Consider the following 25865-nt stretch of genomic DNA (forward strand, 5'->3'; position numbering starts at 1 on the left):
TTTACCTCCCTACGCCACTCAAGGCTTTACGCGCCAGCCGGCTCGCGACCCGACAGACCAAGTCGTTGATCGACAAGCACAGCGGGTCATAGGAGCGGTCCGTAGGCATCCACTCCACCCGCTCAAACCCCTTGAGTCCCGCGATCCGCCGCTCGGCCTCCTGCAGCAGCCAGGCCTCGAAATTCGAGGATGAGAGGGTCGCCCGCTTTCGGGCGAAGTCTGGCGAACCAACAATTTCCCGAAGGATGTTATTGCCGCTGATCATTTCCGCCTCCATTGCCACTCACCACGAGCGAGCGAGCGATCTGCGAGACAACCTGCTTGCCCACTTCAGCCGCACGCGCTTGGAACTGGGGGTGCTGCTGCGCGAACCTTCCCAACCATTCGGCTTGCTGTTGGGGCGCCATCTTCGCAAGGGCTTCATAGGCGTTCGCGCCGAGGTCAGAACGCAAGCCGTTCACCAGCAGCCGCATCCCCGGGCCGGAGTAGAACGCCGCAGCAAGAGCGGCAGGGGCCACTTGACCAGTGAGCGCAGCACCTCCCCCCGTCAGTGCGAGCCCCAGAAGCGCGCGGCCCGCCGTACCGCTATCGGGCACGGTGTTGGGCAGCACGCTCTGACCGGCCCGATTGAGAGCGCTGGGCGTCTGGTCGAATTGACCGCTGGCGCGATTCAGTTGGCGCGGGGTGAACTGGCCGGTCGCGCTCTTGTCGGCAGCGCTGATGACCGGAAGCAGGTTGCGATAGGCAGTACGAGCAGCGCCAAGCACCTTCGTCGCCTCCGGAGTCATGCCCTCGACGGTCTCACGCAACGAGGCCTGAAGCTCGTACAGAGCCTCCCCCAGTGGGTGGTCAGCCGGATTCAATGAGCCACTGGTCTTGCGAGCGAGATAGCCAATCTCCGAATCAATGCCCTTCGCCACCTCGCCGCTGATTGGCCCACCGCGCTGCGTCGCCTCGCTGATCGCCGGCATGATCTTCTGGGCGGCATATTTCATGATTGCGCCCTTCTGCTCGTCCGTGATGAGCGGGATGTTGTCGATAGACGCAGTAGCTTTCGCAAGCGCTGCCTTGACGTTCTGCGGCCGAATGAAGGTCTGTGGCAACACACGGTCGTAGGTGTCCGACACAGCTTTGCTGGCCTGCTCGACGGCCTCTGCGCCGGAGCCTTTGACCGTGACGCCGAGCGGCTTGAGCGCGGCGTTGATTTCCGCATTGCCGTACTCGCTGATGGAGCGGCCCCGGGCATACTTGATGACGCTGCCCACGAGGGGAATCGACGTAGCGCTGTCCTCGATACCGCGAATCGTGCTCCCGATGGGTCCCTCTCCGAACAGTTGCCCCGGGGTCGGCCGCACGCCCGCATCGATCAACGTTTGGGCCTCTTTGGAGATGAATGGGCGAGCCAGCCCGCCGAGCGCGCGAACAAGCAGGCGACCTCCAGCGGCCCCAACCCCGCCAGCAAGCGCCGCCGAGTCGCGCTCACCGGGCTCTGCGGTTCCAGCGGAATAGGCGGCGTTCGTGGCGATGTCGGCCGTCGCGGGGGCCATTCGTCCAAGGGTACTGGTGAGCACCTTGCCGCCGAGCGAGGCCGCACGCCCAATCGGAACAGCGGTAGCAGCGACTTCACCCGTGATCTCCCCTGCCTTGCCCGCAGTACCCAGCGCTTCTTTATTGGCCTCGTAGGTGGCGAGGTCAGCTTTGCGCGCCCTGCCGTTATCTCCGGTCTGACTGAACGTGAGAGCGTCAATGGGCGATCCCGGCGGGAAAATCTTGTCCCGCAACCGCGCTGCCGAACCACCTACACCCGTAATGAAACGCTCTGTGGCGGACATCCCCTCGGCGGGATTGGGCGCAGACTCCTTCGGTGGGAACTGCTTGCGAAGCACCGCGGTGATCGCACCGTCATCCATGTCGTCGGGGAACGAGCCAGTAGACCCGTCCGGGAGCGCGATGAGCTTCGCCATGGCCTACTCCAGCCGGCCAGTGTCGGGGTTGTAGACACGAACCTTGCCACTGGGCTCAGACGTCTTCTTGGCCGCGGCCTCGACAGCATCACGAATGCTTGGGCCAGCAGCAAGTCGACCAGTAGGCGACGCATAGGACGATGGGTCAGAGGCGCGCTCCATGAACTTGCGAACCTGCTTGAGCGCCGCCATGCGCACTCCGACCGGTTTGGAACGGTCGCCGAGATTGCCGACCTGCTCTTTGTAGAACACCAAGTCCCTATCCGAGGTCGCACCGCCGAGCCGAGGTACCTGCCCCGCGAGCGTAGATGCGATCTGGTCGAGCCGCGCAGCCGCCTTCGCACCATCCGTGGAGATACCTGCCGCGCCCGCGATGGTGTCGCGCAAAGAACCTGCCGCAGAACCGGTGGCCATCGGCAGCAAGCGCTCCGCCTCGTCCAGATCTGTGAGCGCCTTCTTCGCGTTGGAGACCTTCTCGCCCTGATCTTGGCGTTCCTTCGTGATGCCTGCCGCTTCGCGCCCAATGCCGCCAAGGGGGAACTGTTCGCCGGTCAGCTTGTTGACGCGTACCGCATTGCCTTGGGCATCTTGAACGATCTGGTAGTTGCTGGCCTTGTCACCCCCGCCGCCCTGCGCCTTGATCGCAGCTGCGAGGGTCAGCTTTAGGTCGTTGGAGTCACCTGCGAGGTCGCGCCGAAGCTGATCGTTGCTTGCGTCGCGGTCGCGCTTGTATTCCAGGTCCTCCTGCTGCTTGCGCTGGGCCTCGGCGATGGCCTGCGCACGCGCCTCCTTCTTGTCGGCCCGATTCGCGATGCGCTCGGGCTCGTTGATCGTGAGGTCCTTCGCGTAGTCCATCATCAGCGAGCGCAGGGCGGGAATCCGTGCCCCCTTTTGGGCCCATGCGAGCTTCGACTGAACCGGTGCGGAGTCTGGAGGCTGTTGGGCCATATGCTGCTGCACCGCACTTGCCTCCACGGCGTCGTAACCGGTCTGGTCCGCCTCCAACCCCTTCTTCTGGATCGCCTGCACGATCTGCTGCGCGATGGGCGTCAGTTGCTGAGCGGTAGACGGCTTCACATAGATGCCAGAGACCATCTGCCCCTGCGGGGGTGCGGCGTTGCGTGCGGCTTTCGCAGCCTCCTTCAGATCAGCCTCACGGTCACGCAATTGGGCCTGTCGACGCATCAGCGATTCGTTGCCGAAGCTGGCGGGGAGCGAGGGGTCATCCGGAGCAAAGAGTCCATCGAGAAGTAGAGACATGGTGCGCTCCGGGTTAGTCGGCGTTGTGGACATTCACTGCCGCCGCGATCTGGTCGCGCAGCGTGGGCTCAGGCAGAGGCCGGTCGGCATCAGTGCCCATCCGCTTCTGCAGGTCGTACGTCGTGCTCTCATCCTCAATGCGTTGATTTAGGTCCCGCATGTGCCGCATCACTTCGCGGTTGTTGGCACGGTCGGGGCGGTGCGTGTCACGCGGGGCGAACGGAGTGGCGAGGCCGTATTTGTTGGCGACGGTGGGCTCGGCAGTCGCGTTGTTGATTGCGTCGGGGCGTGCTCGCTCCCCGTTCTCGGCGCGCCTGAATTGCTGCAGATCGCGAACAAGATGCTCTCGTTGTTCCGGGGGAAGTTGACGCGCGCGAAACACGACACCGGGATTGCCAAAGAAGGCCAGCTCCTCATCGGAGGTGTAGTTGGGTGTGAAGCTCATTTGGAGTCCTTCCAAGGCTGAGGTGCGCCCTCGGCGCGGGCGCGGGCGCGTCCGGCGGCTTTGTCGAGAGCAGCGCGCGGGAATGGAGAAACGTAGGTGGGCTCTTGCGGCTGATATCGCGCATCGCTGCGCTCCACAGAGGGAGTTGGAGCCGGGCGCTTGGGGGCAGCGGCCTTCAACAGCGCGCCCTCCACCGTCGTAAATGCGGGGTTCAGATGCGGGTCCGGCTCGCGGCGGGGGAGATGGGCCTTGCGTAGGTGCGGGTAGTGCCGGTCCAGCGAGGCCGTGTCCAGCGCGTATGCCTCGACCAGCGTCCGCTCGGCCTTGGCGGCGTGGTACTCGTAGCGGGCGAGCAGTTCGTCCAGTTGCTCCGCTTTGGTCGCGTCAGAAGCCAGACGCAGGAAGCCGAGCCCCGATTTCTCTGGCTCTGAATTGGGAGGCGAACTAGAATTCATTGCGACATTAATTCCGAAAACTTATTTTCCCGGAATTAGCGCCGCCTATAAAGATAATTCGTTATTTGCGGAATTAGGATTTCTACTTATTTGGAGGAGGATAATGAAGCGCTTAGCAATAACAATCTTGATTGCCCTTTTTGCGACGCCCTTTGCACACGCAGTAACCATCAAAGCAATGGCCAGCTGTGGAAAATGGATTAGTGATAGAGAGGCAGATGGAAGTGTCGCCATCACAAATGCTTATTGGGTAATGGGCTTTCTATCTGGGCAAGCTGTCGCCACCGGCAAGGAAGTCCTAAAAGGCACCGATGCATCTTCGGTAATGCTTTGGATGGATAACTATTGCCGCAAAAACCCTCTGAATGATTCGGGCGAGGCTGCGAACACTCTTTTCGACGAGCTTGCGCGGCGTAAAGGCCTGCAATGAGTTTTCATCGAACGGATTGGATTGCAACCTATGCAGCCGTGGTGGCAACGGCTGTTTTCGTGTGGGACATTGTCAAATGGAGGCGTGCAGGGCCGAAATTGGAAATGCACACCCGAGGAAACATGAAGTTTTTTGGATCTCCAGGGGTTGATGAGCGGCTTCAGCTCATTGCCAATGTCAGCAATGTTGGGGATCGAGCGACAACGCTGACTAATATGACCCTGGAATACTTCCCCAGCAAGACGATTGCGATTGCGCAAGCGCTATTGCCGAATTGGTTTTCGTGGGGCCGCAAACGGCTCTTTGGGGGCACGAAGGGCTTTGTGGTAGCCGCGCCAAACGTGATTCAACCCTTCCCCCACACCCTGGAAGCCGGAGCGGTCTGGATAGGTACTTGTCCTCAGGATGAAGAGCTCGTCAGGTTAAGTCGCGACGGATGTTTGTACTGCGTAATTGCGTCGCCACACTTGCCACGGGGCATACGGCGCAGAGTCATCATTACCCCGTATGAACCGCTAGAGCCTGTCGGCGAAGACTGATGCGGTTTAGGGTGCAGCGTCGACATGGCCAGTCAATGACATGCTCACCCACCCCCACCCGCCGATTGCGCACACATGCAGCCGGGTCATCACCAGCAGGCCGTGCAGTCCACCCCCCTCCCACTTGCAGCACACGGTCATGCCCCTGTCGCAGCAGGTGCAGCGCCTGACCTCGACAGGCCTTGCCTAGTCACCGCCACAGCCGCCCGGCCCACCCGCTATACCTCGCCGATACGCCGTGTTCTATGCACTGCAATGACTTAGCGCGGGGTGGCTAGGAAGTGCCCTAGAGCAATTAGGAAAACGAATTGAGCGCCATCGAGAATCGAGCGATGAAAAGCTCAAATTCCGCTCCGCGTGGCGTAACTCTCACCGTCCCGCTCGTACTCTTGGCGATAGCTCCAACTGCGGCGATATGGTGGGAGTACACATGGGCTGCGGCGCTCGCTTACCGCTCTCTGTACGTCGCCATCGTCTACGTAGCTCTAAGCGCAGAAGCGTGGATTGATTGGCGCCTCAAAGGTGTTGAAGCACGCGCGGCGGGTTACTCTGACCGACATTCCCAACGACTCAGCGACGCCATCAATCATCTAGCGGCGCGACGCGATTAAAGGCCCGTAGACGCGTTATTTCTCGCCGGGCGGGGCTAGTACCGGCTCGCCCGGATCGTTCGCGGAGCCAGGCGAGGGCAAGACCGGAGCGCCATGTTTAATCTCGGCGTCTTCCGCGAGGTCGCGGAATTTGTACGCGTGGCGCTGGGCCGTGATCCAAGGCATGTCGTCCAGCCGGATGTTGTTGACGACTGAAACAGGCTCAGGGGCGATGCTCTTTGCCAGCACCTTGTCGAGCAGCGCCGGGTTCTTCTTCAGGTACTCGACACCACCCAGTTCGCGGTAGGCCACCAGCGCGTCCTTCGTCAGCTGCTCGCGGAGCGACGGCGCAGGGGCACTTTCGGCGGACGGCGCTGGGTCTACCACGGCGAACTGCTCCGGGCGCGGCGTACCAAGGTCTGCAACTGTGCAGAGGCCATTTAACAGGTCTTCCGGGGTCCAAAACATTTAATTCTCCTTCAATTGTGGGGGTACGACAGCGCCGCAATAGGGACGGTGCAGGACGGTGAGGGACGCTCCTTCCTCCTTGTTAGAAACTTCGGAGAAATATTTTTATTCTTATAGACACTTTCGGAAAAGGCGTCCCTAACCGTCCCTCCGTCCCCCGGAGCGTCCCTATAACTCAGCATTTCGTCGGCCTCGCTCTGCGAATACCTTTGAGAAAGCGTGTATCGCCAGACTTGGTCGCCTCAACACGCCCCTTCGTGTAGGTTTTAAACCGCGAAGTGAATTGCGGAGCTGCGAGCGGCTTGGAACCCTCCCGCTCTGACCATTGCGCGTAGCTCGCATAAACATCCCCGGTCTTTTCCTTGCCTTCAGGGTCGAACACCCATCCCTCTTCGTCCATCCACCGGCCCATCTTGTCTTGCGCGCCCTTGTATTCGCGTACGTCAGCGATCAAGTGCGGTGGGGTCGAGCCGAGGCCGTCACGGCCCCATGCGACGCTGCCCTGAATGAGCCACCAGAGCAGCCACCGTTGAGCGTCTGGATCACCTTTGGCCTCGTCCCGCAGCCATAGATCGCCCAAAGGCAGATCAATCTCATCGTCTTCGTAGTCGAGCCGCGAAGGGCGCTTCCACCGCACGCGGAACGAGAATGGCGTCAGGCGGTCCCATAACGCAGCGTCGCCTTCCGAGACGTGGGGTAGCGCGTTCGTCAGCAGGATCGGCGTAAACGTGATGTCGTGAGCCGAGCCGCCCATGTATAGGTCGCGGGTGTTGAGTTTGTCGCCGCCCGTGACTTGCTTGACGATCTGCTCATTCAGCCGATCGGTGTCGCGCGACTCGGGCAAGAACACGATGCGTCGGCCGATGGCCATCGAAAGAAACGGTGTTGCGCCCTCCGGGTTGGCACCTTTGGCATTAGACATAAGTGCCGAAGCGGGGATGGTCTTCACATATTCGCCGAGTACTTTCTCCATCATCCCGGAGAGCACGCTCTTACCGTTCGACCCACGACCGTGCCAAATCTCCAGGGCGTCGAGCGAGTTCCGCCCGCGCAGCGATGCACCTAGTCGTCGCTGGAGATAACGCATGCTTTGCTCGTCATACGCGCCGTGGGCAGAGCCGGTGATCTCACGAATGAACTTCTGAATGCGGAACGCGCCTTCGCCGGTGGGCTCGTTCTCGCTGTACGACGCGACCGCACGCTTCAGGATTCGATCCTCTTGAACCTCTGGCCGGAGCACCCCCGTTCGTAGGTCAACGATGCCGTTGTCAACGGCGAGCACGTCTGGGTTTGCATCGAAGTCAGATAGCTTGGCTTGAAAATCGCGCCGACTCTGAATGTCTTCAAGAATCGCCTTCCGACCGCCGTTGGTAGAGCAGTGACCCGACGCCCACTTGCGCGTCATCCCGGCCTGCTTTAAGAGGGCATCTCGCTTGGCTGCGTGTTTCTCATCGTTTGGCATGCCGTGCGCGATAGCCTCCAGTCGCTCAGCGCGCTTGTAGTAGTGCAGGCCGACGATGTTGGTCTTCTCCAGCGGTCGCTCGTCATATTCGCGCCAACGACCGCCCTCCCAGAGCACCCATTTACGGGTGTCCACGAGGTAGCGAATGTTGTTGCTGCCGACGAGCCGCGCAAACTGAGTTGCATTGCCGCGGTCGGAGAAGTCGATATGGCCTTTGTTGAAAAGCTCTGCAGAACCAAGCGCATATTTGCGAGCGGCCTCAAGCTCAGTGACAGGCACCTGCGGGAGCGCCAGGAGAGCCTTGATGACGTCCTCGCTGCCCGGCCAGTTTTCGCGGTTTACGCCATAAGTGTTGACGAACCAATCGTCGTAGCCTTGACGACCGCCGTCCGCATCCTTTCCGAGGTCTGGGAAAACGGCGTGAACACCGAGAGCGTCCAACTGCATCGCATAGGTGGCGAGCGCCTTGCCGACGTTATCGTTGTCGTACCAGTCACCATCGAACAAGGCGATGTGCACCTTGCCGTGGGAAAGACCTTCGAGCAACTCGTTCTTGATCTGCTTGGCTTCGCCGTCATCGGTAGCCTCGCCGAAGCCCCAGCAGTGGTCGATGACCGCGACGGGAATTTCGGTCGTCAACGCGAACAGCAACGACTTCTTGTAGCCCTCAGCAACGGCATTGACGCTCGCACGGGCGAACGCCTGCTCCGGTTTGTCGCTGAGGGAGAGAATCGGGGTTGGCGGCGTTTCTCCCTTCTTGCCGATGTACTTGTCGACTTCGCGGTCGATGCGGTCTTTGTAGTAGTCTGCGGTGTAGTGGATGCGGTAGCGTGCGGCGTCGCCCATCGCCGTAAGCGGTTGCAGCGGGATGGGAAAGTCGTCGGGTACAAGACCAGATCGCGCAAGATCGCGCTCCATGAACTCCTGCGAACTCTCGACCATGTTCATCACGGCGTTCATGGCATTTCTCTCCTAAGCACAGCCACCAGGTGTAGCGCGCGCTCGTACCGATCAGCAGGCAGACGTTCAAACGTAGGCAGCGGCGGCTCGATCAGCGGCTCAGGCATATAGCGGCGCAGCAGGTGCCGATACTCCTTGCGAAACGACTTGATGCGGCTGTGCATCGGGCGTTCGTACTGGTCCTGATGGCTTCGGCGTTGCTGCGCCTTGAGTTGGCCATAGCTGCGCGGCTGGACGCCGAGGTCACAGAGCACAGCCACGAGCGAGCGCCCCGGGTACATGTAGAAGCCGGGTGGCAGTTTCATTTGGCCTCCCAGATCACCAGCCCGAGAAACCCAACGAGAACAATCAAGAGCCCAAGCTGCGGGTGAACGCCCTTGGCAACCTCCGCAATCAGGAACCCGAGGATCATCGCGGCAGCGCCATGCAGGATCGCGCGCATTTCAGTACACCCCACCTTGGGCTCGCTGGACTCGGGCGGCCTCTTCCGCAATGTCTCGCTTCAGGGCATCTTGCAGAGCCTCAGACACCTTCTGCGCTGCTGCGTTGCGAGCTGTCTCCGCGTCGATTTCTGCGCGAGCACGAGCAGCCGTCTCGGCACGCTTGGCGGCTTTGCGGGCAGGCTCGTCCTCGCGCCAAGCTCGGTAGTCACGCAGCCACTTCTCAGCTGTGTCGTCGCTGAACAGGTGCAGTCGACCGGCAACCAGATCGGGGACAAGCTTCGGGCAGCCCTTGTCGAGAACAATTTGCGTGATATAGCCATGGCTGATACTGAGTTCATCGGCCAAGTCGGCCTTCGTCCATTTACCAAAGGGTCCAGAGGCTGGCATTTCGGCTCCATGCGGCGGCTCAGCCGATGAGGCTGGACTACCAAAAGTGATTGGGGAAAAGCCCCCGGTGGCCGCGCAGGTCCGGGGTTTAAGGTGGAGTAATCGGCTTTCGTACCGACGAGTAATAGTAGATTTCCGGCGCTCGAAAGGCGAGAAAAGAACGCCCTGAACGCCGACTATCGTTCGTGCTCCACGGGGCGGATGCACGCCTCAACTTCGCTACGCTTGTAGAGCAATCGCTTGCCGAATTTGTAGGCAGTGGGAACGTGGGAGCGCCGCTTGCAGCGGGCGACGTGGAGAGCGTTTTCGGTGGTGCGGAGGTACGCAGCGGTCTCCCGGTGCGTCATCCACTCGGATGATGAGTTAGACATGGCTATGCCTTGAAGAAGATTGATGCGGGAATCAACTTCCACGGGCCACCATTGCGGTTGAGCCCGGTCAGGGGGTATGCGAGGCGCGAGGCCTGCATTTCACGGTCGCTTGCGTACCGCACTATCCCTGACCAAAGAGGTCTTGGAGGCATCATATCGTGGGCAATTCGGGCGTCAACGCGTATCGTTTGCGCTACGGCAAACTACCGTTCGTCTGAAAGTTTGCAGCTCAATTTGCTAGCGATTTTCCTAGCGAACTAACACCGCTATACGCGATCCTCCAAATGAAAACTATCGTTTACGGAATCCCGAACTGCGACACCGTCAAGCGCGCCCGCGCCTGGCTCGACGAACACGGCGTGGACTACAGCTTCCACGACTTCAAGAAACAGGGCGTTCCCGAGGCCGACCTCGACCAGTGGCTGAAGACGCCCGGCTGGGAGGCCCTGGTCAACCGAAAGGGCACCACCTGGCGCAAGCTGGACGAAGCTACCCGCGAGGGCGTGGTCGACGCAGCCTCGGCCCGCGCCGTGCTGCTGGCCAACCCCAGCCTGATCAAGCGGCCGGTGGTCAACTGGGGCCCGAAAAAGCCCGTTACGACGGGATTCGACGCCGAAGCCTGGGCTGTCAACGCCGTGTAAATCCCGGAACCCGGCCCGCCGCCCCGGCGTCGAAACCCGATCCGCAGGAGAGATACACCATGAACAATCGCACTTTTCGCACTCTCGCCGGCATTTCCGTGGCCGGCGTGCTGGCTGCGGGCACCGGCTTCGCGCAGGCCCAGCAGAACCAGGTGGTCCAGGCCCGGGTGATCTCCGCCACCCCGATCCGCGAAACGACCGGCAGCGACGTGAACTACAACGTCACGTACGAGTACAACGGGCGCCAGTACACCACCCGCATGAACACCCGGCCCGGCGCGACCATTCCGATCCAGGCCAGCGGCTACGGCGTGACGACCTCGCCGGTGGCGCCGCAGTCGCAGTTGCAGGCCTACCCGGTCGAGGCCAACAACGGCGGCTACGCCCCGCAATCCGGCGGTTCGCCGTGGGACAACGTGGTGCCTGAGCCGGGCGTCGTCGTCTCCAGCGCTCCGGCGCCGGTCTACCAGCCGGCACCCGTGTACAGCGCCCCCGTGTACACCGCGCCCGTCTACGTGGAGCCGGCCTACACGTACCCCTATGCCTATCCCTACGTCTACCCGCCTGTCGGCATCTCGCTGAACCTCGGCTATTCGCGCGGCTGGGGCGGCGGCTATTACCGCGGCTACGGCTATCGCGGCTGGGGTGGCTACCGCGGCGGCTGGCACCGCTGAGGCACGGGCTGGCGGCCCGCAGCGCCCGAGCCCCTAAAATCGAGGACTTTTCCAACCCTTGACGGGTGCGCCGCTGGTGCGGTGCGTCCTCGATTCGCCGGCCGCCCAGGCGCCGGCGCCACCCAATGACGACGACTACCGACACTCTGAACAGCGCCGCAGTGGCCACCAAGGCCAATGTGTATTTCGACGGCAAGTGCGTGAGCCACAGCCTCACGCTTGCGGACGGCACGAAGAAATCGGTCGGCGTGATCCTGCCGTCCACCCTCACCTTCAACACCGGCGCCCCCGAGATCATGGAAGGCACCGCCGGCAGCTGCGAATACCAACTCGCAGGTTCCGACGAGTGGGTCGCCTCGGGCCCCGGCCAGAAGTTCAACGTGCCCGGCAACTCCAGCTTCAAGATCCGCGTGACGGGCGAGCCCTACAGCTACATCTGCCATTTCGGCTGAACCGCGAACCGCTAACCGGACCCCTGACATGTCGACCATCCTCCAAAACGTTCCCGCCGGCCAGAAGGTCGGCATTGCCTTCTCCGGCGGCCTGGACACCAGCGCGGCGCTCCACTGGATGCGCAACAAGGGCGCCATTCCCTACGCCTACACCGCCAACCTCGGCCAGCCCGACGAGCCCGACTACGACGAGATCCCCCGCAAGGCGATGCTCTACGGCGCCGAGAACGCCCGCCTGATCGACTGCCGCGCGCAGCTTGCCAACGAAGGCATCGCCGCCCTGCAGGCCGGCGCCTTCCACGTCACCACCGCCGGCGTCACCTACTTCAACACCACGCCGCTGGGTCGCGCCGTCACCGGCACGATGCTGGTGTCGGCCATGAAGGAAGACGACGTCCACATCTGGGGCGACGGCAGCACCTACAAGGGCAACGACATCGAGCGCTTCTACCGCTACGGCCTGCTGACCAACCCCGCCCTCAAGATCTACAAGCCCTGGCTCGACCAGGTCTTCATCGACGAGCTGGGCGGCCGCGCCGAGATGTCGGCGTTCATGCAGAAGGCCGGCTTCGCCTACAAGATGTCGGCCGAGAAGGCCTACTCGACCGACTCCAACATGCTCGGCGCCACGCACGAGGCCAAAGACCTCGAGCACCTGAACAGCGGCATCACGATCGTGCAGCCCATCATGGGCGTGGCCTTCTGGAAGGACGAGGTCGAGGTCAAACGCGAGACCGTCTCGGTGCGCTTCGAGCAGGGCGTGCCCGTCGCGCTGAACGGCGTGCGTTACTCGAACCTGGTCGACCTGATCCTCGAAGCCAACCGCATCGGCGGCCGCCACGGCCTGGGCATGAGCGACCAGATCGAGAACCGCATCATCGAGGCCAAGAGCCGCGGCATCTACGAGGCTCCCGGCCTGGCGCTGCTGTTCATTGCCTACGAGCGCCTGGTCACCGGCATCCACAACGAGGACACCATCGAGCAGTACCGCGACAACGGCCGCAAGCTCGGCCGCCTGCTCTACCAGGGCCGCTGGTTCGACCCGCAGGCCATCATGCTGCGCGAGACGGCGCAGCGCTGGGTGGCACGCGCCATCACCGGCGAGGTGACGGTCGAGCTGCGCCGCGGCAACGACTACTCGATCATGAACACCGAGTCGGCCAACCTCACGTACAAGCCCGAGCGCCTGAGCATGGAAAAGGTCGAAGGCGCGTTCACCCCGCTGGACCGCATCGGCCAGCTGACGATGCGCAATCTCGACATCACCGACACGCGCGAGAAGCTGGGCATCTACACGCAGGTCGGCCTGCTGTCGTCGAGCGAAGGCGCTTCGCTGCCGAAGCTGGCGAACGACGGCGACGCGAGCTGATAGCGACGACCCCGGTCTCCAATGAAAACGGGCCCCTCGGGGCCCGTTTTTCTTGAGTGCGCTACTGCCGACAGAGTCGGGTCAGTCTCCGCCGCCTCCACCGCAGCCACCGCCACATCCACCACCGCCGTCGGATGAGCCCCCGTCGCCCGATCCACCACCGTCGCCGCTGCTCGACGACTCGCTGCCGCCGAACCCGCTGGCATCGCCAGCGCTGCCACCATCGGACGAAGAGTCGCTGAAGCTGGTGCCGCAATGTGAGTCGGAGCCGATGTGGCGCTCGACCGCCCGGCAATCGGGCACGTAGTGGAAGCCTCCGGCGATCGCGAACTTGATGTCCAGCGCAAACAGCAGCGGCAGGCGCGCCGGCTTGCGCGGATCGATGCTCTCCTCCTTGCAGGCCCAGTACCAGGTGCGGCGCAGGCCGTCGTTGCGCCGTGCGTCCCTGCCCAGCACCTCGGCCGGGCTGTGGTGCAGCATGCCGCCGAAGGCCGCCTTGCACCAGTTCTGGTAGCCCTGCGTGTGCAGGATGAACTCGTGCCAGGCCGTATCGACCACCTTCGAGGGCATGGCCACGAACTTGCGGTCGCTGCGCAGGTGCGCCATGAAAAACTGCCGCAGGCCGCGCAACACCAGTTCGGCGTCGCGCCGGCTGAGTTGCGGGTGCGCCTCGCACAGCTTGCCGATGAGAAAAGGCGGCAGCCGTGCCTCGCGGATGAACTGGCGCCGCAGGCTGGTCTCGAGGAACTTGAGCACCGCCGAGAAGAGCAGTGCAAACACGATCACCGCCACCACCGAGCCCCAGCGGCGCGTGCCCAGGAACAACGCGAGCAACGCAACGAGCGGCACCGCCCGGCGGGCCCACACCAGCGCGCCGATGCGGCGGCGGTAGTTCAGTTGCAGGAAGTCGAGATCCATGCCGCCGAACGGTCCGTCAGACTACCACCGGCTCAGGCTCCAGCCGGATGCCGAAGCGCTCGTACACGCTGGTCTGGATGGCCTTGGCCAGGGTCATCACCTCGCCGCCGGTCACCGGGTTCTCGCGGCCGCCGCGGTTGACCAGCACCAGCGCCTGCCGCTCGTAGACGCCGGCGTTGCCCACCGACTTGCCCTTCCAGCCGCAGGCATCGATGAGCCAGCCGGCCGCCAGCTTGATGCTGCCGTCGTCCATCGGGTAGTGAACGATCTTGGGGTCGCGCGCGATGATGTCGGCGCACTGCTCGGGCGTGACGGTCGGGTTCTTGAAGAAGCTGCCGGCATTGCCCAGCACCCGCCAGTCGGGCAGCTTGGCGCGGCGGATGGCGCAGATCCAGTCGAAGATGTCCTGCGCGCTCGGCGTGAAGTTGCCGGTCTCCTCCATCTTGCGTTCGAGATCGAGGTAGCCGACCACAGCCTTCCAGGGCTTGGGCAGGCGAAAGCGCACCCGGGTGATCACAGCCTTGCCCGCCAGGCCGAAATCGTTCGGGCCGCTGCGCACGTGCTTGAAGACCGAGTCGCGATAGCCGAAGGCGCACTGAGCTGCATCGAGGGTGAAGCTGCGGCCGGTTTCGAGATCGAAGGCGTCGAGCGAATCGAAGCGGTCCTGCAGTTCGACACCGTAGGCGCCAATGTTCTGCACAGGCGAGCCGCCCACCGTGCCCGGGATGAGCGCCAGGTTTTCCAGCCCCGGATAGCCGTTGCGCACCATCCACTCGACGGCGTCGTGCCAGGTTTCGCCCGCGCCGGCCTCCACGATCCAGGCACGCGGCGTTTCTTCGAGCAGCCGGAGGCCCTTGATCTCGACCTTCAGCACCAGCGACTTGACGTCGCCCGTCAGCACGATGTTGCTGCCGCCGCCCAGCACGAAACGGGGCGCGTCGCGCCATGCCGGATCGGCATGCAGCGCGGCCAGATCGGCCTCGCCGGCAATGCGCGCCAGATGCTGCGCACGCGCGACGATGCCGAAGCTGTTGTAGGGCTGCAGCGGGACGTTGGACTCCACGATCATGGGAGAATTGTCGCATCTGCACCCGTGAAGAATTCAGGAGAGAGTCCATGCCGTCCTTCGATACCGTCTGCGAACCCAACCTTCCCGAGGTGAAGAACGCAGTCGAGAACACCGCCAAGGAAATCGCAACGCGCTTCGATTTCAAGGGCACGGCCGCCGCCGTCGAGCTCAAGGACAAGGAAATCACGATGATCGGCGACGCCGAGTTCCAGCTCGTCCAGGTCGAGGACATCCTGCGCAGCAAGCTCACCAAGCGAAGCGTCGACGTGCGCTTCCTCGACAAGGGCGACGTCCAGAAGATGGGCGGCGACAAGGTCAAGCAGGTCATCAAGGTCAAGAGCGGCATCGAAAGCGATCAGGCCAAGAAGATCACCCGCATCGTCAAGGACAGCAAGCTCAAGGTGCAGGCCGCGATCCAGGGCGACGCGGTGCGCATCACCGGCGCCAAGCGCGACGACCTGCAGGCGGCCATGGCACTGATCAAGAAGGACGTGCCGGACATGCCGCTCACCTTCAACAACTTCAGGGATTGACGCACACCCCCAGGCTTGCCCACTTCGTGTGGCCGCCACCCCCCTCGCCGGGGGCAATACCGGCGGCCCGGCGGAGCCGGTTCCGCGGTATTCCTGGTCTATTCACGCCGAACAACCGGCACTTGGAGTAGCAAGCCTCGTATGAAAAAACTCGTCGTCGCAGCGCAGCTCTTCATTGCCGCTGCCGTGGCGCACGCAGCCGGTTCGGTCACCCTGACCGGCAGCATCGGCAGCCGCGCGATCCTGATCGTGAATGGCAATCCGCCCAAGACAGTGGCGGTCGGCGAGAGCTACCAGGGCGTGAAGCTGGTGTCGCTGCAGGCCGACCAGGCGGTGGTCGAGCTCGAGGGCAAGCGCGTCAGCCTGCGCATGGACACGCCGGTCAGCATCGGCGGCGGGGGTGGTGGCGGAGGCGGCGGCAGCCGCGTGGTGCTGTCCGCCGACAGCCGCGGCCACTTCATGACGCAGGGCGCCATCAACGGCCGGCCGGTCACCTTCATGCTCGACACGGGCGCGACGGCCGTCGCGCTCTCGGCCGACGATGCACAGCGCATCGGCCTGGACTACAGCAAGGGCCAGCGCGTCATGATGAACACGGCCAACGGCACGACCACCGGCTACCGGCTGCGCCTGCAGTCGGTGCGCGTGGGCGACGTGGAGGTGTATGACATCGACGCCATCGTCTCGCCGCAGGGCATGCCCTACGTACTGCTGGGCAACAGCTTCATCAACCGCTTCTCGATGCGTCGCGACGCGGACCAGATGGTCCTCGAGAAGCGGTACTAGTTGCTCGCCCCCAGGCTGCGCGCACTGCGTGCGCTTCGCCAACCCCCTACCGGGGGCGGGCCGGCCGCTTCGGGCGGCCGTGCGCGGCGGCCCTCGCGAACAGACTTCCCCTGCCGCTCAGGCCTGCGCGGCCGTGACGACGATCTCGATCTTGTAGGCCGCGTTGGCCATCTTGGCCTGCACGGTGGCGCGCGGCGGCGTGTTGCCGGCCGGAATCCATGCGTCCCACACCTCGTTCATCGCGGTGATGTCGTTGATGTCGGCCAGGAAGATCTGCGTCATGAGAATGCGCGACTTGTCGCTGCCGGCCTCGGCCAGCAGGCGGTCGACCATGCCGAGCACCTGCGTGGTCTGGCCGCGGATGTCCTGGGTGGTGTCGTCGGGCACCTGGCCTGCGAGGTAGATGGTGCCGTTGTGCACGGCCGTCTCCGAGAGACGCGGGCCGACGTGATAGCGGGTGATGGAAGCCATGGAGAGTGTTCTTTCTTCAGGTTGATTTCTTCTTGGAGCCGAGCTTCGACTCCGTGCCGGCCGCGAGCCGGCGGATGTTTTCGCGGTGCCGCCAGATCAGGAGCAGGCTCATCGCAATGATCGCGACCAGCGCCGTGCGGTCGAGCGGCCATGCGATGCCGCCGCCGATCAGGTAGTAGGCCGGCGCAAAGAAGGCGGCCACCAGCGACGACAGCGACGAATAGCGGAAAAAGACGGCAATGATCAGCCAGGTGGCGCCGGTTGCCAGCCCCAGCCAGGGCGCGACGCCCACCAGCACGCCGGCAGCGGTGGCCACGCCCTTGCCGCCCTGGAAGCCGAAGAACACCGGATACAGGTGTCCGAGGAACGCCGCCAGCCCGGCCAGCGCGGCAACACCCTCCCCCAGCCCCCACTGCGCGCCGAACTGGTGAATCAGGAACACCGGCACCCAGCCCTTGAGCGCGTCGAGCAGCAGCGTCGCGAGCGCCGCGCCCTTGTTGCCCGAGCGCAGCACGTTGGTGGCGCCGGGGTTCTTGCTGCCGTAGCTGCGCGGATCGGCCATGCCGAGCGCCTTGCTGACGATGACCGCGAACGAAAGCGAGCCGATCAGGTACGACGCCACGATGGCAATGATGGAAGGCAAGGTGAAACTCAAGACGGCACTCCGCGAGGGATGGTTGTTTTTCTATCCGGCGACGACCGCCAGAGGCAGCGGTTGAATTCAGAGGACGGTGGCGTCGCCATGGCGCCGGCTATTCTGCCAGCGCGCATTGCACGGGCTTCGCGCCCAGCAGGGCCACGCACACCTGCGGATCGATGCCGATCAGGTAGCCGCGCCGCCCGCCGTTGAGCACGATGCGCGGCAGCTCGAGCACGGTCGCCTCCACATACACCGGCATCTCGCGCCGCGTGCCGAAGGGCGAGGTGCCGCCCACCATGTAGCCACTGTGCCGCTGCGCCACCTCGGGCTTGCAGGGCTCGACCGATTTCGCGCCGATCTGGCGCGCGAGGTTCTTGGTCGACACCGTGCGGTTGCCGTGCATCAGCACGATCAGCGGCTTGGCGTCCTGGTCCTGCATCACCAGCGTCTTGATGACGGTGAACGGGTCCAGCCCCAGCATCTCGGCGCCGCGCTGCGCGCCGCCATGCTCGACGTACTCGTAGGGGTGCTCGGTAAAGGCGATCTTGTGCGCGCGCAGCAACTGCGTAGCGGGTGTCTCGGAGGTGTGGGTGCTCTTCTTGGCCATCTCGGTGGCAGTCCCTGGTTCAGGATTGCTTCAGGAAATTTATTGTTTTACGATAAAAATTTGCCGTATCCCATTGAATACCGGCTCACGCATGCAGCATACGCCAGCCCCGGCCGCCACGCCCTCGTTCTACCTGAAGCGCCACGCGCAGGTCGTGCAGGCGCTCGTCCTGGCCGGGGCTGCGCTGCTTGTCGCGCAGCCGGTGCTGCTGCTCACGGCCAGCGACTGGCTCGAAATCTTCGGCCTCGGCAGTTTCCTCGGCCTGCCCAACCTGCCGGCCGACGCAGCGGGCCGCTGGCGCACCGCGCTGGTCAGCCTGCTGCCGGTGGGTGGCGGCCTCTACGCGCTGCTGCATCTCTGGCGGCTGTTCGGCGAGTACGGCCGTGGCCGCGTCTTCGGCGCCACGGCTCAAGACGCGCTGGTGCGATTCGCGTGGGCCGTGCTGCTGCTGGCGTTGCTGCTTCCGCTGGCGCGCGGACTGATGACCGTGGCGCTCAGCATCGGCAACCCGCCGGGCCAGCGCTTCCTGTCGATCAGCATCGCGTGGTTCGACTGCCTGCACATCCTCTTCGGCGCCGTGCTCGTGGCCATCGCCCGCGTCATGGTCGAGGCCCGGCGCCTGGCCGACGACAACGCCGGCTTCGTCTGATCCCGCCATGCCCATCGTCGTGAACCTCGATGTGATGCTCGCCCGCCGCAAGATGCGCTCGCGCGAACTGGCGGAGCATGTCGGCATCACCGAACAGAATCTCTCGCTGCTCAAGAGCGGCAAGGTGCGCGGCGTGCGCTTCGACACGCTGGAGCGCATCTGCGAGGCGCTGCAATGCCAGCCTGGCGACCTGCTCGAGTGGCAGCCGCCACCGCCGCCAGAGGGCTGATGCGCCGCCCCGCCCTGACGGCGCTCGTGCTGGCCGTGGTGGCGATGCACGCGGCGGGGCTCTGGCTGCTGGTGGTCGCTACGAAGCCGCATGGCAGCATTGCCGGCCCGCCGAAGCGCATCGCCATGGAAGTGGTGCAGGTCGTGCCTCCCGTGAAGGCCGCGCCTCCTGCGCGGCTGAAGGAAGCAGTGCCGCGAGCTCCGGCCTTGCGCCCGGCAACCAGGCGTTCGACCATCGCCACTCGCGACAACTCGATCACGGCACCCACTGCACCGACCGCAGCCGCGGAGCCGCCGCAAACCACAAGCCTCCCGCCCCTGATCCTCAACTCGGAAAGCACCCGTCGCGCCCTGCGCGACGTGGGCCGCGAGCGCTCCTTTGCCGACCGGGCCAGCCAGGACCTCAACGGCAGCCCGCGCCCGGCCTTCGATTCGAGGTTGAGCGCAGGCGTCGCGGGGGCCGCGCACGGCGACTGCATGAAGGGCCAGTTCAAGGGCAGCAACATGGGCCTGTTGAGCCTGCCCGCGCTCGCGCTGGCAGCAGCCCAGGGCGAATGCGCCCGTTGATCTACTGACTCACGCCGCAGGGTCGCGGATTTCCCAGCGGATCTTGTCGATCTCGGCCAGCACTTCCGGCGACAGCGTGGTGCCGTACGCGTCCAGGTCTTCTTCCAGCTGCGCCAGCGAGGTCACGCCGATGATCGTGCTCGCCACCTGCCACTTGGTGTAGCAGAAGGCCAGCGCCAACTGCGTCGGCGTCAGGCCGTTGTCTCGCGCGAGCTGGTTGTAGCGCTTCGCGGCGCGCAGCGAATCGGGGCGGCCCCAGCGCTGCTTGCGCACCGATTCGTAGCTGGAGATGCGCGCGCCCTTCGGCGCATCCGGCCCCTCGATGCCGCTCTGGTCGTACTTGCCCGTCAGCAGGCCGAAGGCCAGCGGCGAATACGCCAGCAGCGAAACACCCAGCCGGTGCATCGTTTCGTCCAACCCGTTCTCGTGGCCGCGGCTGATGAGGCTGTACACGTTCTGCACCGTGGCCACACGCGGCAGCCCGTGCTGCTCGGCCAGCCGCACGAACTCGTGCACGCCGTAGGGCGTTTCGTTCGACAGGCCGATGGCGCGCACCTTGCCCGCCTTCACCAGCTTGCCCAGCGCCTCGAGCTGCTCGTGGATCGGCGTCTTCGAGGTTTCCTTCGCCGGGTCGTAGTAGATGTTGCCGAACAGCGGCACGTGGCGCTCGGGCCAGTGGATCTGGTACAGGTCGATGACGTCGGTGCGCAGCCGCTTCAGGCTGGCGTTGCACGAGGCCTCGATGTCGGCCGCCGTCATGCCGCTGCCTTCACGCACCCAGGGCATGCCGCGCGAGGGGCCGGCCACCTTGGTCGCAACCACCAGCTTCTCGCGCGCGCCGGGGTTGGCGGCGAACCAGTTGCCGATGATGGTCTCGGTGACGCTGTAGGTTTCCTTGCGCGTGGGCACCGAGTACATCTCGGCGGTGTCGATGAAATCGACGCCCCGCTCCAGCGAGCGACTCAGGATGGCGTGGGAGGTGGGCTCGTCGACCTGTTCGCCGAAGGTCATCGTGCCGAGGCAGATCGGGGTGACGTGCAGGTCGCTTTGACCGAGTTGGATCTTTTTCATGCGCGGGATGCTACCGCCCTGCCCCATGGCCCGCTGGCCGGCGCGCCAAAACCCGAGCGCCGCGCGTCCGAGCACTGTCCTGTGCCGGACTGCGTCAGTACAAAGGCCTCCTTATCATCGACGCCCATGTACCAAGCCCTCCGCCCCTCCCGCAGCGAATTCGTGCCCGTGCGCAACCTCAGCTACCACGTGCGGCTGTGGGGCCAGCCTTCCGACACGCGCCCGCCGCTGGTGCTGGTGCACGGCTGGATGGACGTGGCAGCGTCGTGGCAGTTCGTGGTCGACGCGATGGAAGAAGACCGCTTCATCATCGCCCCCGACTGGCGCGGCTTCGGCCTCACCGACGGCGGCGGCGTCGACAACTACTGGCTCGCCGACTACCTGGCGGACCTCGAGTGGCTGCTCGACCACTACGCGGGCGAAGGCGAAAGCGGCCGGCAGGTCGACCTCGTCGGCCACAGCATGGGCGGCAACGTCGCCATGCACTACGCCGGCGTGCGGCCCCAACGCATCCGCCGCCTCGTCAACCTCGAAGGCTTCGGCATGCCCGCGCGCAAGCCCGACGAAGCCCCCGCGCGCTACGGCCAGTGGATCGACGAACTCAAGCGCCTGCACCGCGGCGAGATGGCGCTGGCCGGCTACTCGGCCGTGGACGGCGTGGCCCGCCGCCTCATGAAGACCAACCCGCGCCTCACGCCCGACAAGGCCAACTGGCTCGCCAGCCACTGGTCGGTGAACCACGCGCAGCCCGACGGCAGCGAGCGCTGGCAGATCCTCGGCGAGGCGGCGCACAAGATCGTCAACGCACACATCTTCCGCGTCGACGAAACGCTGGCGCTCTATTCGCGCATCACCGCGCCGCTGCTGATGGTCGAGGCCTCCGACGACAGCCTGCAGGGCTGGTGGAAGAACCGCTACACGCTCGACGAATTCCACGAGCGCCTGAAGTCGGTCGGCAACGTGCGCATCGAGCGCCTGGAAGACGCCGGCCACATGCTGCATCACGACCAGCCGCAGATCGTGGCGCGGATGATCGAAGACTTCCTGGCGGCGGGCTGAAGCAATTCAACCGCGGCGCGATTCGCTGTCCAGGCTCGCCATCTGCGCCGCTGCATAGCGGTCGCCGGCGGCGGCGCCCTTCGGCACGGCGCGCTCGATGGCCGCGAAATCATCGGGCCCCAGCTTCACGTTCAACGCGCCGAGCGCTTCGTCGAGCCGCGTGCGCTGCCGCGCGCCGACCAGCGGCACGATGTCCTCGCCCTGCGCAGCCACCCATGCGATGGCGATCTGCGCGACGGTCACGCCCTTCGCGTCGGCGATCCTGCGCAGCGCCTCGACCAGCGCGAGGTTGCGATCCACGTTCTCGCCCTGGAAGCGCGGGCTGTGCGCGCGGAAATCCTTCGCGCCCGCGGCATCCTTCTTCCAGTGCCCACTGATCAGTCCGCGCGACAGCACACCATAAGCGGTGATGCCGATGCCCAGTTCGCGGCAGGTGGCGAGGATGTCGTCCTCGATGCCGCGGGAGATCAGCGAATACTCGATCTGCAGGTCGCAGACCGGATGCACCGCCGCCGCTTTGCGGATGGTGTTCGAGCCCACTTCCGACAGGCCGATGTGGCGCACGTAGCCCGCCTTCACCAGGTCGGCGATGGCGCCCACCGTGTCCTCGATCGGCACGTTCGGGTCGAGCCGGGCCGGACGGTAGATGTCGATGTGGTCCACGCCCAGGCGCTGCAGCGAATAGGTCGCGAAGTTCTTCACCGCAGCCGGCCGCGCGTCGTAGCCGACCCAGCCGCCGGCCGGGTCGCGCATGGCGCCGAACTTCACGCTGACCAAAGCCGCATCGCGCTGCGAGGGCTTCAGGCCCTTCAGGGCCTCACCGATCAGCATCTCGTTGTGGCCGCTGCCGTAGAAGTCGCCGGTGTCGAGCAGGGTGATGCCCGTGTCCATGGCTGCGTGGATGGTGGCGATGCTTTCCGCGCGGTCGGAGGGGCCGTACATGCCCGACATGCCCATGCAGCCGAGGCCGATGGCCGAGACCTTGGGGCCGGTAGCACCGAGTTGGAGTGTGTTCATTGGAGCTGTCCTTTCAGGGGAGCCGGACGCGATGGCGAGCGGCATGGCGGTAGTCTGGAAGCAAACACGCCGTTCGATAATCCGTCCGCCATCGCACGGGTTGTGCGGAAAAACGCACAATCTCGCGATGACCGAACCCGATCTCTCCGACTTGGGCGCCTTCGTGGCAGTCACCCGCGCGCGTGGTTTCCGGGGCGCGGCCGCCTTGCGGGGCGTATCGCCCTCCTCGCTGAGCGAGGCCATGCGCAGGCTCGAAGCGCAGCTGGACGTGCGACTGCTGAACCGCACCACGCGCAGCGTGACGCCGACCGAAGCGGGCCAGCGGCTGCTCGACCGCATCTCGCCCGCGCTGGACGACATCGCCGGCGCGCTCGACACGCTCAACAGCTTTCGCGACAGCCCCACCGGCACCCTGCGGCTCAACGTGCCGACCATCGTGGCGCAGCGCGTGCTGCCGCCGCTGGCCAGCCGCTTCCTGCGCACGCACCCGGGCATCACGCTGGAGATCACGACCAACGACACCTTCATCGACGTGCTCGCGGCCGGCTTCGACGCGGGAGTGCGCTACGACGAGAGCATCGCCCGCGACATGATCGCCGTGCCCCTGGGCCCACGCACCCAGCGGTTCGTGGCCGCGGCATCGCCGGCCTACCTCGCCGAGCACGGCGTGCCGAAGCACCCGACCGACCTGCTGCGGCACGCCTGCATCGGCCATCGCTTTCCCAGTGGCGTGCTCGCGGCCTGGGGCTTCGTGCGCAAGGGCAAGACCGTGAAGATCACGCCGAGCGGGCCGCTCATCGCATCGATGCTCGACCTCGAGCTGCATGCGGCCGAGTCGGGCCTGGGCGTGATCTGCACCTTCGACGAGTACCTGCGCCCTTCCATCGAGCGAGGCACGCTGGCGCCGGTCCTTGAGGACTGGTGGCAAGGCTTCTCGGGGCCTTTCCTCTACTACCCGAGCCGTACGCACATGCCGGCGCCGCTGCGGGCCTTCGTCGATTTCCTGAAGGCGCAGAGCCAGCCCGACTGATATTTGCCGAGCGGATAACCAAGCGCGTGAATCTTCGTTCGCGCGCCACCTGCCGCGCCCTAGAGTGCCCAACTCCTTTCGCCGTCCCCCTGGAGTTGTCGTCATGTCTTCCTCTTCGCGCGCACCGTCCTGGCTGCGCCGCTTCGCACCGCTGCTCGGTGGCTTCACCCTGAGCCTGGCTGTGCAGCTTTCCGCCCACGCCGCCGACCTGCGCGTGGGCTTCATGCCCGGCCCGTACCGCGATGCCTTCACGAACGGCATCGAGCCCCAGCTGAAGAAGCTGGGCTACACCGTCAAGTACGTCGAGTTCAGCCAGGGCGTGCAGCCCAACGACGCGGTGGAGCGCGGCCAGATCGACGCCAACATCTTCCAGCACACGCTGTACCTAGCGGCCACCAACAAGCAGCAGGGCTTCGACCTGGTGCCGGTGGTGCACGTGCCGACGCCGCCGATGGGCCTCTACTCGCAGCGCCACAAGTCGCTCGACACGGTGCCTGATGGCGCCACCGTCACGCTGCCCTCGGACCCGGTGAACGCGGCGCGCGCGCTCAACATCCTCGCGGGCATCGGCTGGGTGACGCTCAAGCCGGGCGTGAGCCCGATCTCGGTGTCGGAGCGCGACATCGTGGCCAACCCCAAACGCCTGAAGCTCGTGCCGCTCGAAGCCGCGCAGGCCCCGCGCTCGCTGGCCGACGCCGACATCGCGGCCGTGCAGGGCAACTTCGCGATCGCCTCGGGGCTCAAGCTCACCGAGGCGCTGAAGCTGGAGAACATGACGCTGCCCTACGTGAACGTGGTGGCCGTCAAGCGCAGCAACGAGAAGGCGAAGTTCGCGCAGGACATCGCGGCCGCCTACCAGTCCGCCGAGTTCCAGCGCTTCTTCAAGGCAAACCCGGCATGGGCCGGCTACCGACTGCCGGACTACTTCTCCCAATGAGCCTTCCGAACAAGACCCGGCCACGACAGCTGCACCTCAACGTCAACATCCTGCATTCGGGCTTCGTGCCCTCGGCGTGGCGCCTGCCGGAGAGCGATCCGCGGGCCTTCGCCGACATCGCGCACTACATCCGCACGGCGCAGATCGCCGAGGCGGGCAAGCTCGACGCGGTGTTCCTCGCGGACAACGCGGCCATCGTCGACCAGATCCACTTCCGCCCGATCACCGCGCTGGAGCCCACGGTGCTGCTGGCCTGCGTGGCCGCTGCCACCACGCACATCGGCCTGATCGCCACCGCATCGACCAGCTACAACGAGCCCTACAACATCGCCCGCCGCTTCGCCACGCTCGACCATGTGAGCGGCGGCCGCGCGGGCTGGAACGTGGTGACCACGGCCGACCTGCCCTCGGCGCGGAACTTCGGCCTCGACACCGTGCCCGACCATGCGAAGCGCTATGCGCGCGCCTCGGAGTTCACCGACATCGTGAAGGCGCTGTGGGACAGCTGGGAAGACGACGCCTTCGTCGGCGACAAGGCCACCGGCAGCTTCATCGACACGACCAAGGTGCATGCCATTGCGCACCGCGGCGAACACTTCGCGGTGCAGGGGCCGCTGAACCTGCCTCGCCCGCCGCAGGGGCACCCGGTGCTGGTGCAGGCCGGGGCTTCCGCTGACGGGCGCGAGCTGGCGTCGCGCCACGCGGAGGCGGTGTTCTCGGCCTCGCAGTCTTTCGAGGAGTCGCTGGCCTATGCCAGCGCGCTGAAGACGCGCGCCGCCGAACTGGGCCGCGGCCCCGACGCGGTCAAGGTGCTCGCGGGCCTGACCACCATCGTCGGCTCCACCGAGGCCGAAGCCATTCGCCGGCGCGACGAACTGGTCGACCTGATCCCGTGGGACTACAGCCTCACGCGCATCGCCGGCACGCTGGGCATCACGCCCGACCGGCTGAAGCTGGACGAGCGCCTGCCCGACAACCTGCCGCTGCCCGCCAATGGCAACGGCAACCACACCTTCTTCAACGCGGTGGTCGCGGCAGGCCGCACGCACGGCTACACGGTGCGCCAGCTGATCCGCGAACTCGCGGGCGGCGGCGGGCACCGTGTGATCGTCGGCACGCCGGAGCAGATCGCGGACGACATCGAGCGCTGGTTCAAGGCGGGTGCGGCAGACGGGTTCAACCTGATGCCAGATGCGCTGCCGCACGGGCTGCAGGATTTCGTGGACGGCGTGGTGCCGATCCTGCGCAAGCGCGGGATCTTCCGCACGGAGTACGAGGGGCGCACGCTGCGCGATCACTTGGGGCTGGCGCGGCCTGGCGGGAGAACGGCGCAACGACTGGCTGCCTGAAGCGCGACAGGCAAGGCAAAGTAA

At 65.0% G+C, this 25865-nt stretch carries 32 protein-coding genes; 15 read left to right on the forward strand and 17 right to left on the reverse strand.

Annotated features, from left to right (window positions below):
• Position 1: 1 nt before the first annotated feature.
• The 5 genes from EJO71_RS00160 to EJO71_RS00180 are packed head-to-tail and all read right to left on the reverse strand — an operon-like array spanning position 2 to position 4124.
• A complete protein-coding gene (locus tag EJO71_RS00160) occupies positions 2 to 265 on the reverse strand; it encodes a hypothetical protein (RefSeq protein ID WP_125947361.1) in 264 nt (87 codons plus the stop codon).
• Entirely contained in the window at positions 249 to 1964 is a 1716-nt protein-coding gene (locus EJO71_RS00165) for a hypothetical protein (RefSeq protein WP_125947360.1), read from the reverse strand. The genes EJO71_RS00160 and EJO71_RS00165 overlap by 17 nt, the downstream gene beginning before the upstream one ends.
• Before the next feature lie 3 nt (positions 1965 to 1967).
• The gene (locus EJO71_RS00170) at positions 1968 to 3224 is read right to left on the reverse strand and encodes a hypothetical protein (protein ID WP_125947359.1); all 1257 of its coding nucleotides are present in this window, start codon (positions 3222 to 3224) and stop codon (positions 1968 to 1970) included.
• A gap of 13 nt (positions 3225 to 3237) precedes the next feature.
• Positions 3238 to 3669, reverse strand: coding sequence for a hypothetical protein (locus EJO71_RS00175; RefSeq protein ID WP_125947358.1), 432 nt, complete (start codon positions 3667 to 3669; stop codon positions 3238 to 3240).
• Entirely contained in the window at positions 3666 to 4124 is a 459-nt protein-coding gene (locus tag EJO71_RS00180; RefSeq protein ID WP_125947357.1) for a hypothetical protein, read from the reverse strand. Before EJO71_RS00180 ends, EJO71_RS00175 begins: the two co-directional genes overlap by 4 nt.
• Before the next feature lie 103 nt (positions 4125 to 4227).
• Between EJO71_RS00180 and EJO71_RS00185 the strand changes: the two genes are divergently transcribed.
• A complete protein-coding gene (locus EJO71_RS00185) occupies positions 4228 to 4554 on the forward strand; it encodes a hypothetical protein (protein ID WP_125947356.1) in 327 nt (108 codons plus the stop codon).
• A complete protein-coding gene (locus tag EJO71_RS34245) occupies positions 4551 to 5093 on the forward strand; it encodes a hypothetical protein (RefSeq protein WP_137860451.1) in 543 nt (180 codons plus the stop codon). The genes EJO71_RS00185 and EJO71_RS34245 overlap by 4 nt, the downstream gene beginning before the upstream one ends.
• 626 nt (positions 5094 to 5719) lie before the next feature.
• Here the strand turns inward: EJO71_RS34245 and EJO71_RS00190 are convergent.
• The 5 genes from EJO71_RS00190 to EJO71_RS00205 all read right to left on the reverse strand — a co-directional run bounded on the left by EJO71_RS00190 (position 5720) and on the right by EJO71_RS00205 (position 9361).
• Entirely contained in the window at positions 5720 to 6151 is a 432-nt protein-coding gene (locus EJO71_RS00190; RefSeq protein WP_125947355.1) for a hypothetical protein, read from the reverse strand.
• Positions 6152 to 6326: 175 nt separating this feature from the next.
• Positions 6327 to 8573, reverse strand: a complete 2247-nt coding sequence (locus tag EJO71_RS00195; RefSeq protein ID WP_125947354.1) for a phage/plasmid primase, P4 family — start codon at positions 8571 to 8573, stop codon at positions 6327 to 6329.
• The gene (locus tag EJO71_RS00200) at positions 8570 to 8878 is read right to left on the reverse strand and encodes a hypothetical protein (RefSeq protein WP_125947353.1); all 309 of its coding nucleotides are present in this window, start codon (positions 8876 to 8878) and stop codon (positions 8570 to 8572) included. The genes EJO71_RS00195 and EJO71_RS00200 overlap by 4 nt, the downstream gene beginning before the upstream one ends.
• The gene (locus EJO71_RS34250) at positions 8875 to 9015 is read right to left on the reverse strand and encodes a hypothetical protein (RefSeq protein ID WP_164546738.1); all 141 of its coding nucleotides are present in this window, start codon (positions 9013 to 9015) and stop codon (positions 8875 to 8877) included. Before EJO71_RS34250 ends, EJO71_RS00200 begins: the two co-directional genes overlap by 4 nt.
• A gap of 1 nt (position 9016) precedes the next feature.
• Positions 9017 to 9361 (reverse strand): hypothetical protein, encoded by a 345-nt coding sequence (locus tag EJO71_RS00205; RefSeq protein ID WP_125947352.1) that lies wholly within the window; start codon positions 9359 to 9361, stop codon positions 9017 to 9019.
• A gap of 697 nt (positions 9362 to 10058) precedes the next feature.
• Between EJO71_RS00205 and EJO71_RS00210 the strand changes: the two genes are divergently transcribed.
• The 4 genes from EJO71_RS00210 to argG all read left to right on the forward strand — a co-directional run bounded on the left by EJO71_RS00210 (position 10059) and on the right by argG (position 12910).
• The gene (locus EJO71_RS00210) at positions 10059 to 10415 is read left to right on the forward strand and encodes an ArsC family reductase (protein WP_125947351.1); all 357 of its coding nucleotides are present in this window, start codon (positions 10059 to 10061) and stop codon (positions 10413 to 10415) included.
• 59 nt (positions 10416 to 10474) lie between these two features.
• Entirely contained in the window at positions 10475 to 11089 is a 615-nt protein-coding gene (locus EJO71_RS00215) for a hypothetical protein (RefSeq protein ID WP_125947350.1), read from the forward strand.
• 125 nt (positions 11090 to 11214) lie between these two features.
• Positions 11215 to 11541 (forward strand): pyrimidine/purine nucleoside phosphorylase, encoded by a 327-nt coding sequence (locus EJO71_RS00220; protein WP_093200341.1) that lies wholly within the window; start codon positions 11215 to 11217, stop codon positions 11539 to 11541.
• 28 nt (positions 11542 to 11569) lie between these two features.
• Positions 11570 to 12910: an argininosuccinate synthase gene (gene argG / locus EJO71_RS00225; RefSeq protein WP_125947349.1), complete on the forward strand. Its 1341-nt coding sequence runs from the start codon at positions 11570 to 11572 to the stop codon at positions 12908 to 12910.
• An 81-nt stretch (positions 12911 to 12991) separates the two neighbouring features.
• On the opposite strand, the gene EJO71_RS00230 is transcribed toward argG, so the two are convergent.
• Entirely contained in the window at positions 12992 to 13828 is an 837-nt protein-coding gene (locus EJO71_RS00230; RefSeq protein ID WP_125947348.1) for a hypothetical protein, read from the reverse strand.
• A 16-nt stretch (positions 13829 to 13844) separates the two neighbouring features.
• Complete coding sequence (gene murB / locus EJO71_RS00235; RefSeq protein ID WP_125947347.1) at positions 13845 to 14897, reverse strand: UDP-N-acetylmuramate dehydrogenase; 1053 nt, start codon at positions 14895 to 14897, stop codon at positions 13845 to 13847.
• Positions 14898 to 14944: 47 nt separating this feature from the next.
• On the opposite strand from murB, the gene EJO71_RS00240 reads away from it, so the two are divergent.
• Both EJO71_RS00240 and EJO71_RS00245 read left to right on the forward strand, forming a co-directional pair.
• Positions 14945 to 15430 (forward strand): YajQ family cyclic di-GMP-binding protein, encoded by a 486-nt coding sequence (locus EJO71_RS00240; protein WP_125947346.1) that lies wholly within the window; start codon positions 14945 to 14947, stop codon positions 15428 to 15430.
• 141 nt (positions 15431 to 15571) lie between these two features.
• Positions 15572 to 16216: a TIGR02281 family clan AA aspartic protease gene (locus EJO71_RS00245; protein WP_125947345.1), complete on the forward strand. Its 645-nt coding sequence runs from the start codon at positions 15572 to 15574 to the stop codon at positions 16214 to 16216.
• A gap of 117 nt (positions 16217 to 16333) precedes the next feature.
• Here the strand turns inward: EJO71_RS00245 and EJO71_RS00250 are convergent, their stop codons facing one another.
• The 3 genes from EJO71_RS00250 to EJO71_RS00260 all read right to left on the reverse strand — a co-directional run bounded on the left by EJO71_RS00250 (position 16334) and on the right by EJO71_RS00260 (position 17934).
• Positions 16334 to 16687, reverse strand: a complete 354-nt coding sequence (locus EJO71_RS00250; protein ID WP_093200323.1) for a RidA family protein — start codon at positions 16685 to 16687, stop codon at positions 16334 to 16336.
• 16 nt (positions 16688 to 16703) lie between these two features.
• Positions 16704 to 17342 carry a glycerol-3-phosphate 1-O-acyltransferase PlsY gene (gene plsY, locus EJO71_RS00255; protein WP_125947344.1) on the reverse strand — a complete coding sequence of 213 codons (639 nt, stop codon included), beginning with the start codon at positions 17340 to 17342 and terminating at the stop codon, positions 16704 to 16706.
• Between the two features lie 97 nt (positions 17343 to 17439).
• Positions 17440 to 17934, reverse strand: a complete 495-nt coding sequence (locus tag EJO71_RS00260; protein ID WP_125947343.1) for an aminoacyl-tRNA deacylase — start codon at positions 17932 to 17934, stop codon at positions 17440 to 17442.
• 91 nt (positions 17935 to 18025) lie between these two features.
• On the opposite strand from EJO71_RS00260, the gene EJO71_RS00265 reads away from it, so the two are divergent.
• Genes EJO71_RS00265 through EJO71_RS00275 form a run of 3 tightly spaced genes read left to right on the forward strand, consistent with a single transcriptional unit; the run spans position 18026 to position 19378 of the window.
• Positions 18026 to 18583, forward strand: a complete 558-nt coding sequence (locus EJO71_RS00265; protein ID WP_125947342.1) for a DUF2975 domain-containing protein — start codon at positions 18026 to 18028, stop codon at positions 18581 to 18583.
• 7 nt (positions 18584 to 18590) lie between these two features.
• Entirely contained in the window at positions 18591 to 18812 is a 222-nt protein-coding gene (locus tag EJO71_RS00270) for a helix-turn-helix transcriptional regulator (RefSeq protein WP_125947341.1), read from the forward strand.
• Entirely contained in the window at positions 18812 to 19378 is a 567-nt protein-coding gene (locus EJO71_RS00275; RefSeq protein ID WP_125947340.1) for a hypothetical protein, read from the forward strand. The genes EJO71_RS00270 and EJO71_RS00275 overlap by 1 nt, the downstream gene beginning before the upstream one ends.
• A 9-nt stretch (positions 19379 to 19387) precedes the next feature.
• Here the strand turns inward: EJO71_RS00275 and EJO71_RS00280 are convergent, their stop codons facing one another.
• Positions 19388 to 20449 (reverse strand): aldo/keto reductase, encoded by a 1062-nt coding sequence (locus EJO71_RS00280; RefSeq protein ID WP_125947339.1) that lies wholly within the window; start codon positions 20447 to 20449, stop codon positions 19388 to 19390.
• A gap of 126 nt (positions 20450 to 20575) precedes the next feature.
• Between EJO71_RS00280 and EJO71_RS00285 the strand changes: the two genes are divergently transcribed.
• Positions 20576 to 21508 (forward strand): alpha/beta hydrolase, encoded by a 933-nt coding sequence (locus EJO71_RS00285; protein WP_125947338.1) that lies wholly within the window; start codon positions 20576 to 20578, stop codon positions 21506 to 21508.
• Positions 21509 to 21514: 6 nt separating this feature from the next.
• Here EJO71_RS00285 and EJO71_RS00290 read toward each other — a convergent pair whose 3' ends face one another.
• Entirely contained in the window at positions 21515 to 22525 is a 1011-nt protein-coding gene (locus EJO71_RS00290; RefSeq protein ID WP_125947337.1) for an aldo/keto reductase, read from the reverse strand.
• A 127-nt stretch (positions 22526 to 22652) separates the two neighbouring features.
• Between EJO71_RS00290 and EJO71_RS00295 the strand changes: the two genes are divergently transcribed.
• The 3 genes from EJO71_RS00295 to EJO71_RS00305 all read left to right on the forward strand — a co-directional run bounded on the left by EJO71_RS00295 (position 22653) and on the right by EJO71_RS00305 (position 25841).
• Positions 22653 to 23555 (forward strand): LysR family transcriptional regulator, encoded by a 903-nt coding sequence (locus EJO71_RS00295; protein ID WP_125947336.1) that lies wholly within the window; start codon positions 22653 to 22655, stop codon positions 23553 to 23555.
• A gap of 103 nt (positions 23556 to 23658) precedes the next feature.
• A complete protein-coding gene (locus EJO71_RS00300) occupies positions 23659 to 24492 on the forward strand; it encodes a MetQ/NlpA family ABC transporter substrate-binding protein (protein WP_125947335.1) in 834 nt (277 codons plus the stop codon).
• A complete protein-coding gene (locus EJO71_RS00305) occupies positions 24489 to 25841 on the forward strand; it encodes an LLM class flavin-dependent oxidoreductase (protein ID WP_125947334.1) in 1353 nt (450 codons plus the stop codon). The genes EJO71_RS00300 and EJO71_RS00305 overlap by 4 nt, the downstream gene beginning before the upstream one ends.
• The last annotated feature ends 24 nt before the right edge of the window (positions 25842 to 25865 follow it).

Source organism: Variovorax sp. 679, from assembly GCF_003952185.1.
In the GTDB taxonomy this organism is placed as follows: domain Bacteria; phylum Pseudomonadota; class Gammaproteobacteria; order Burkholderiales; family Burkholderiaceae_C; genus Variovorax.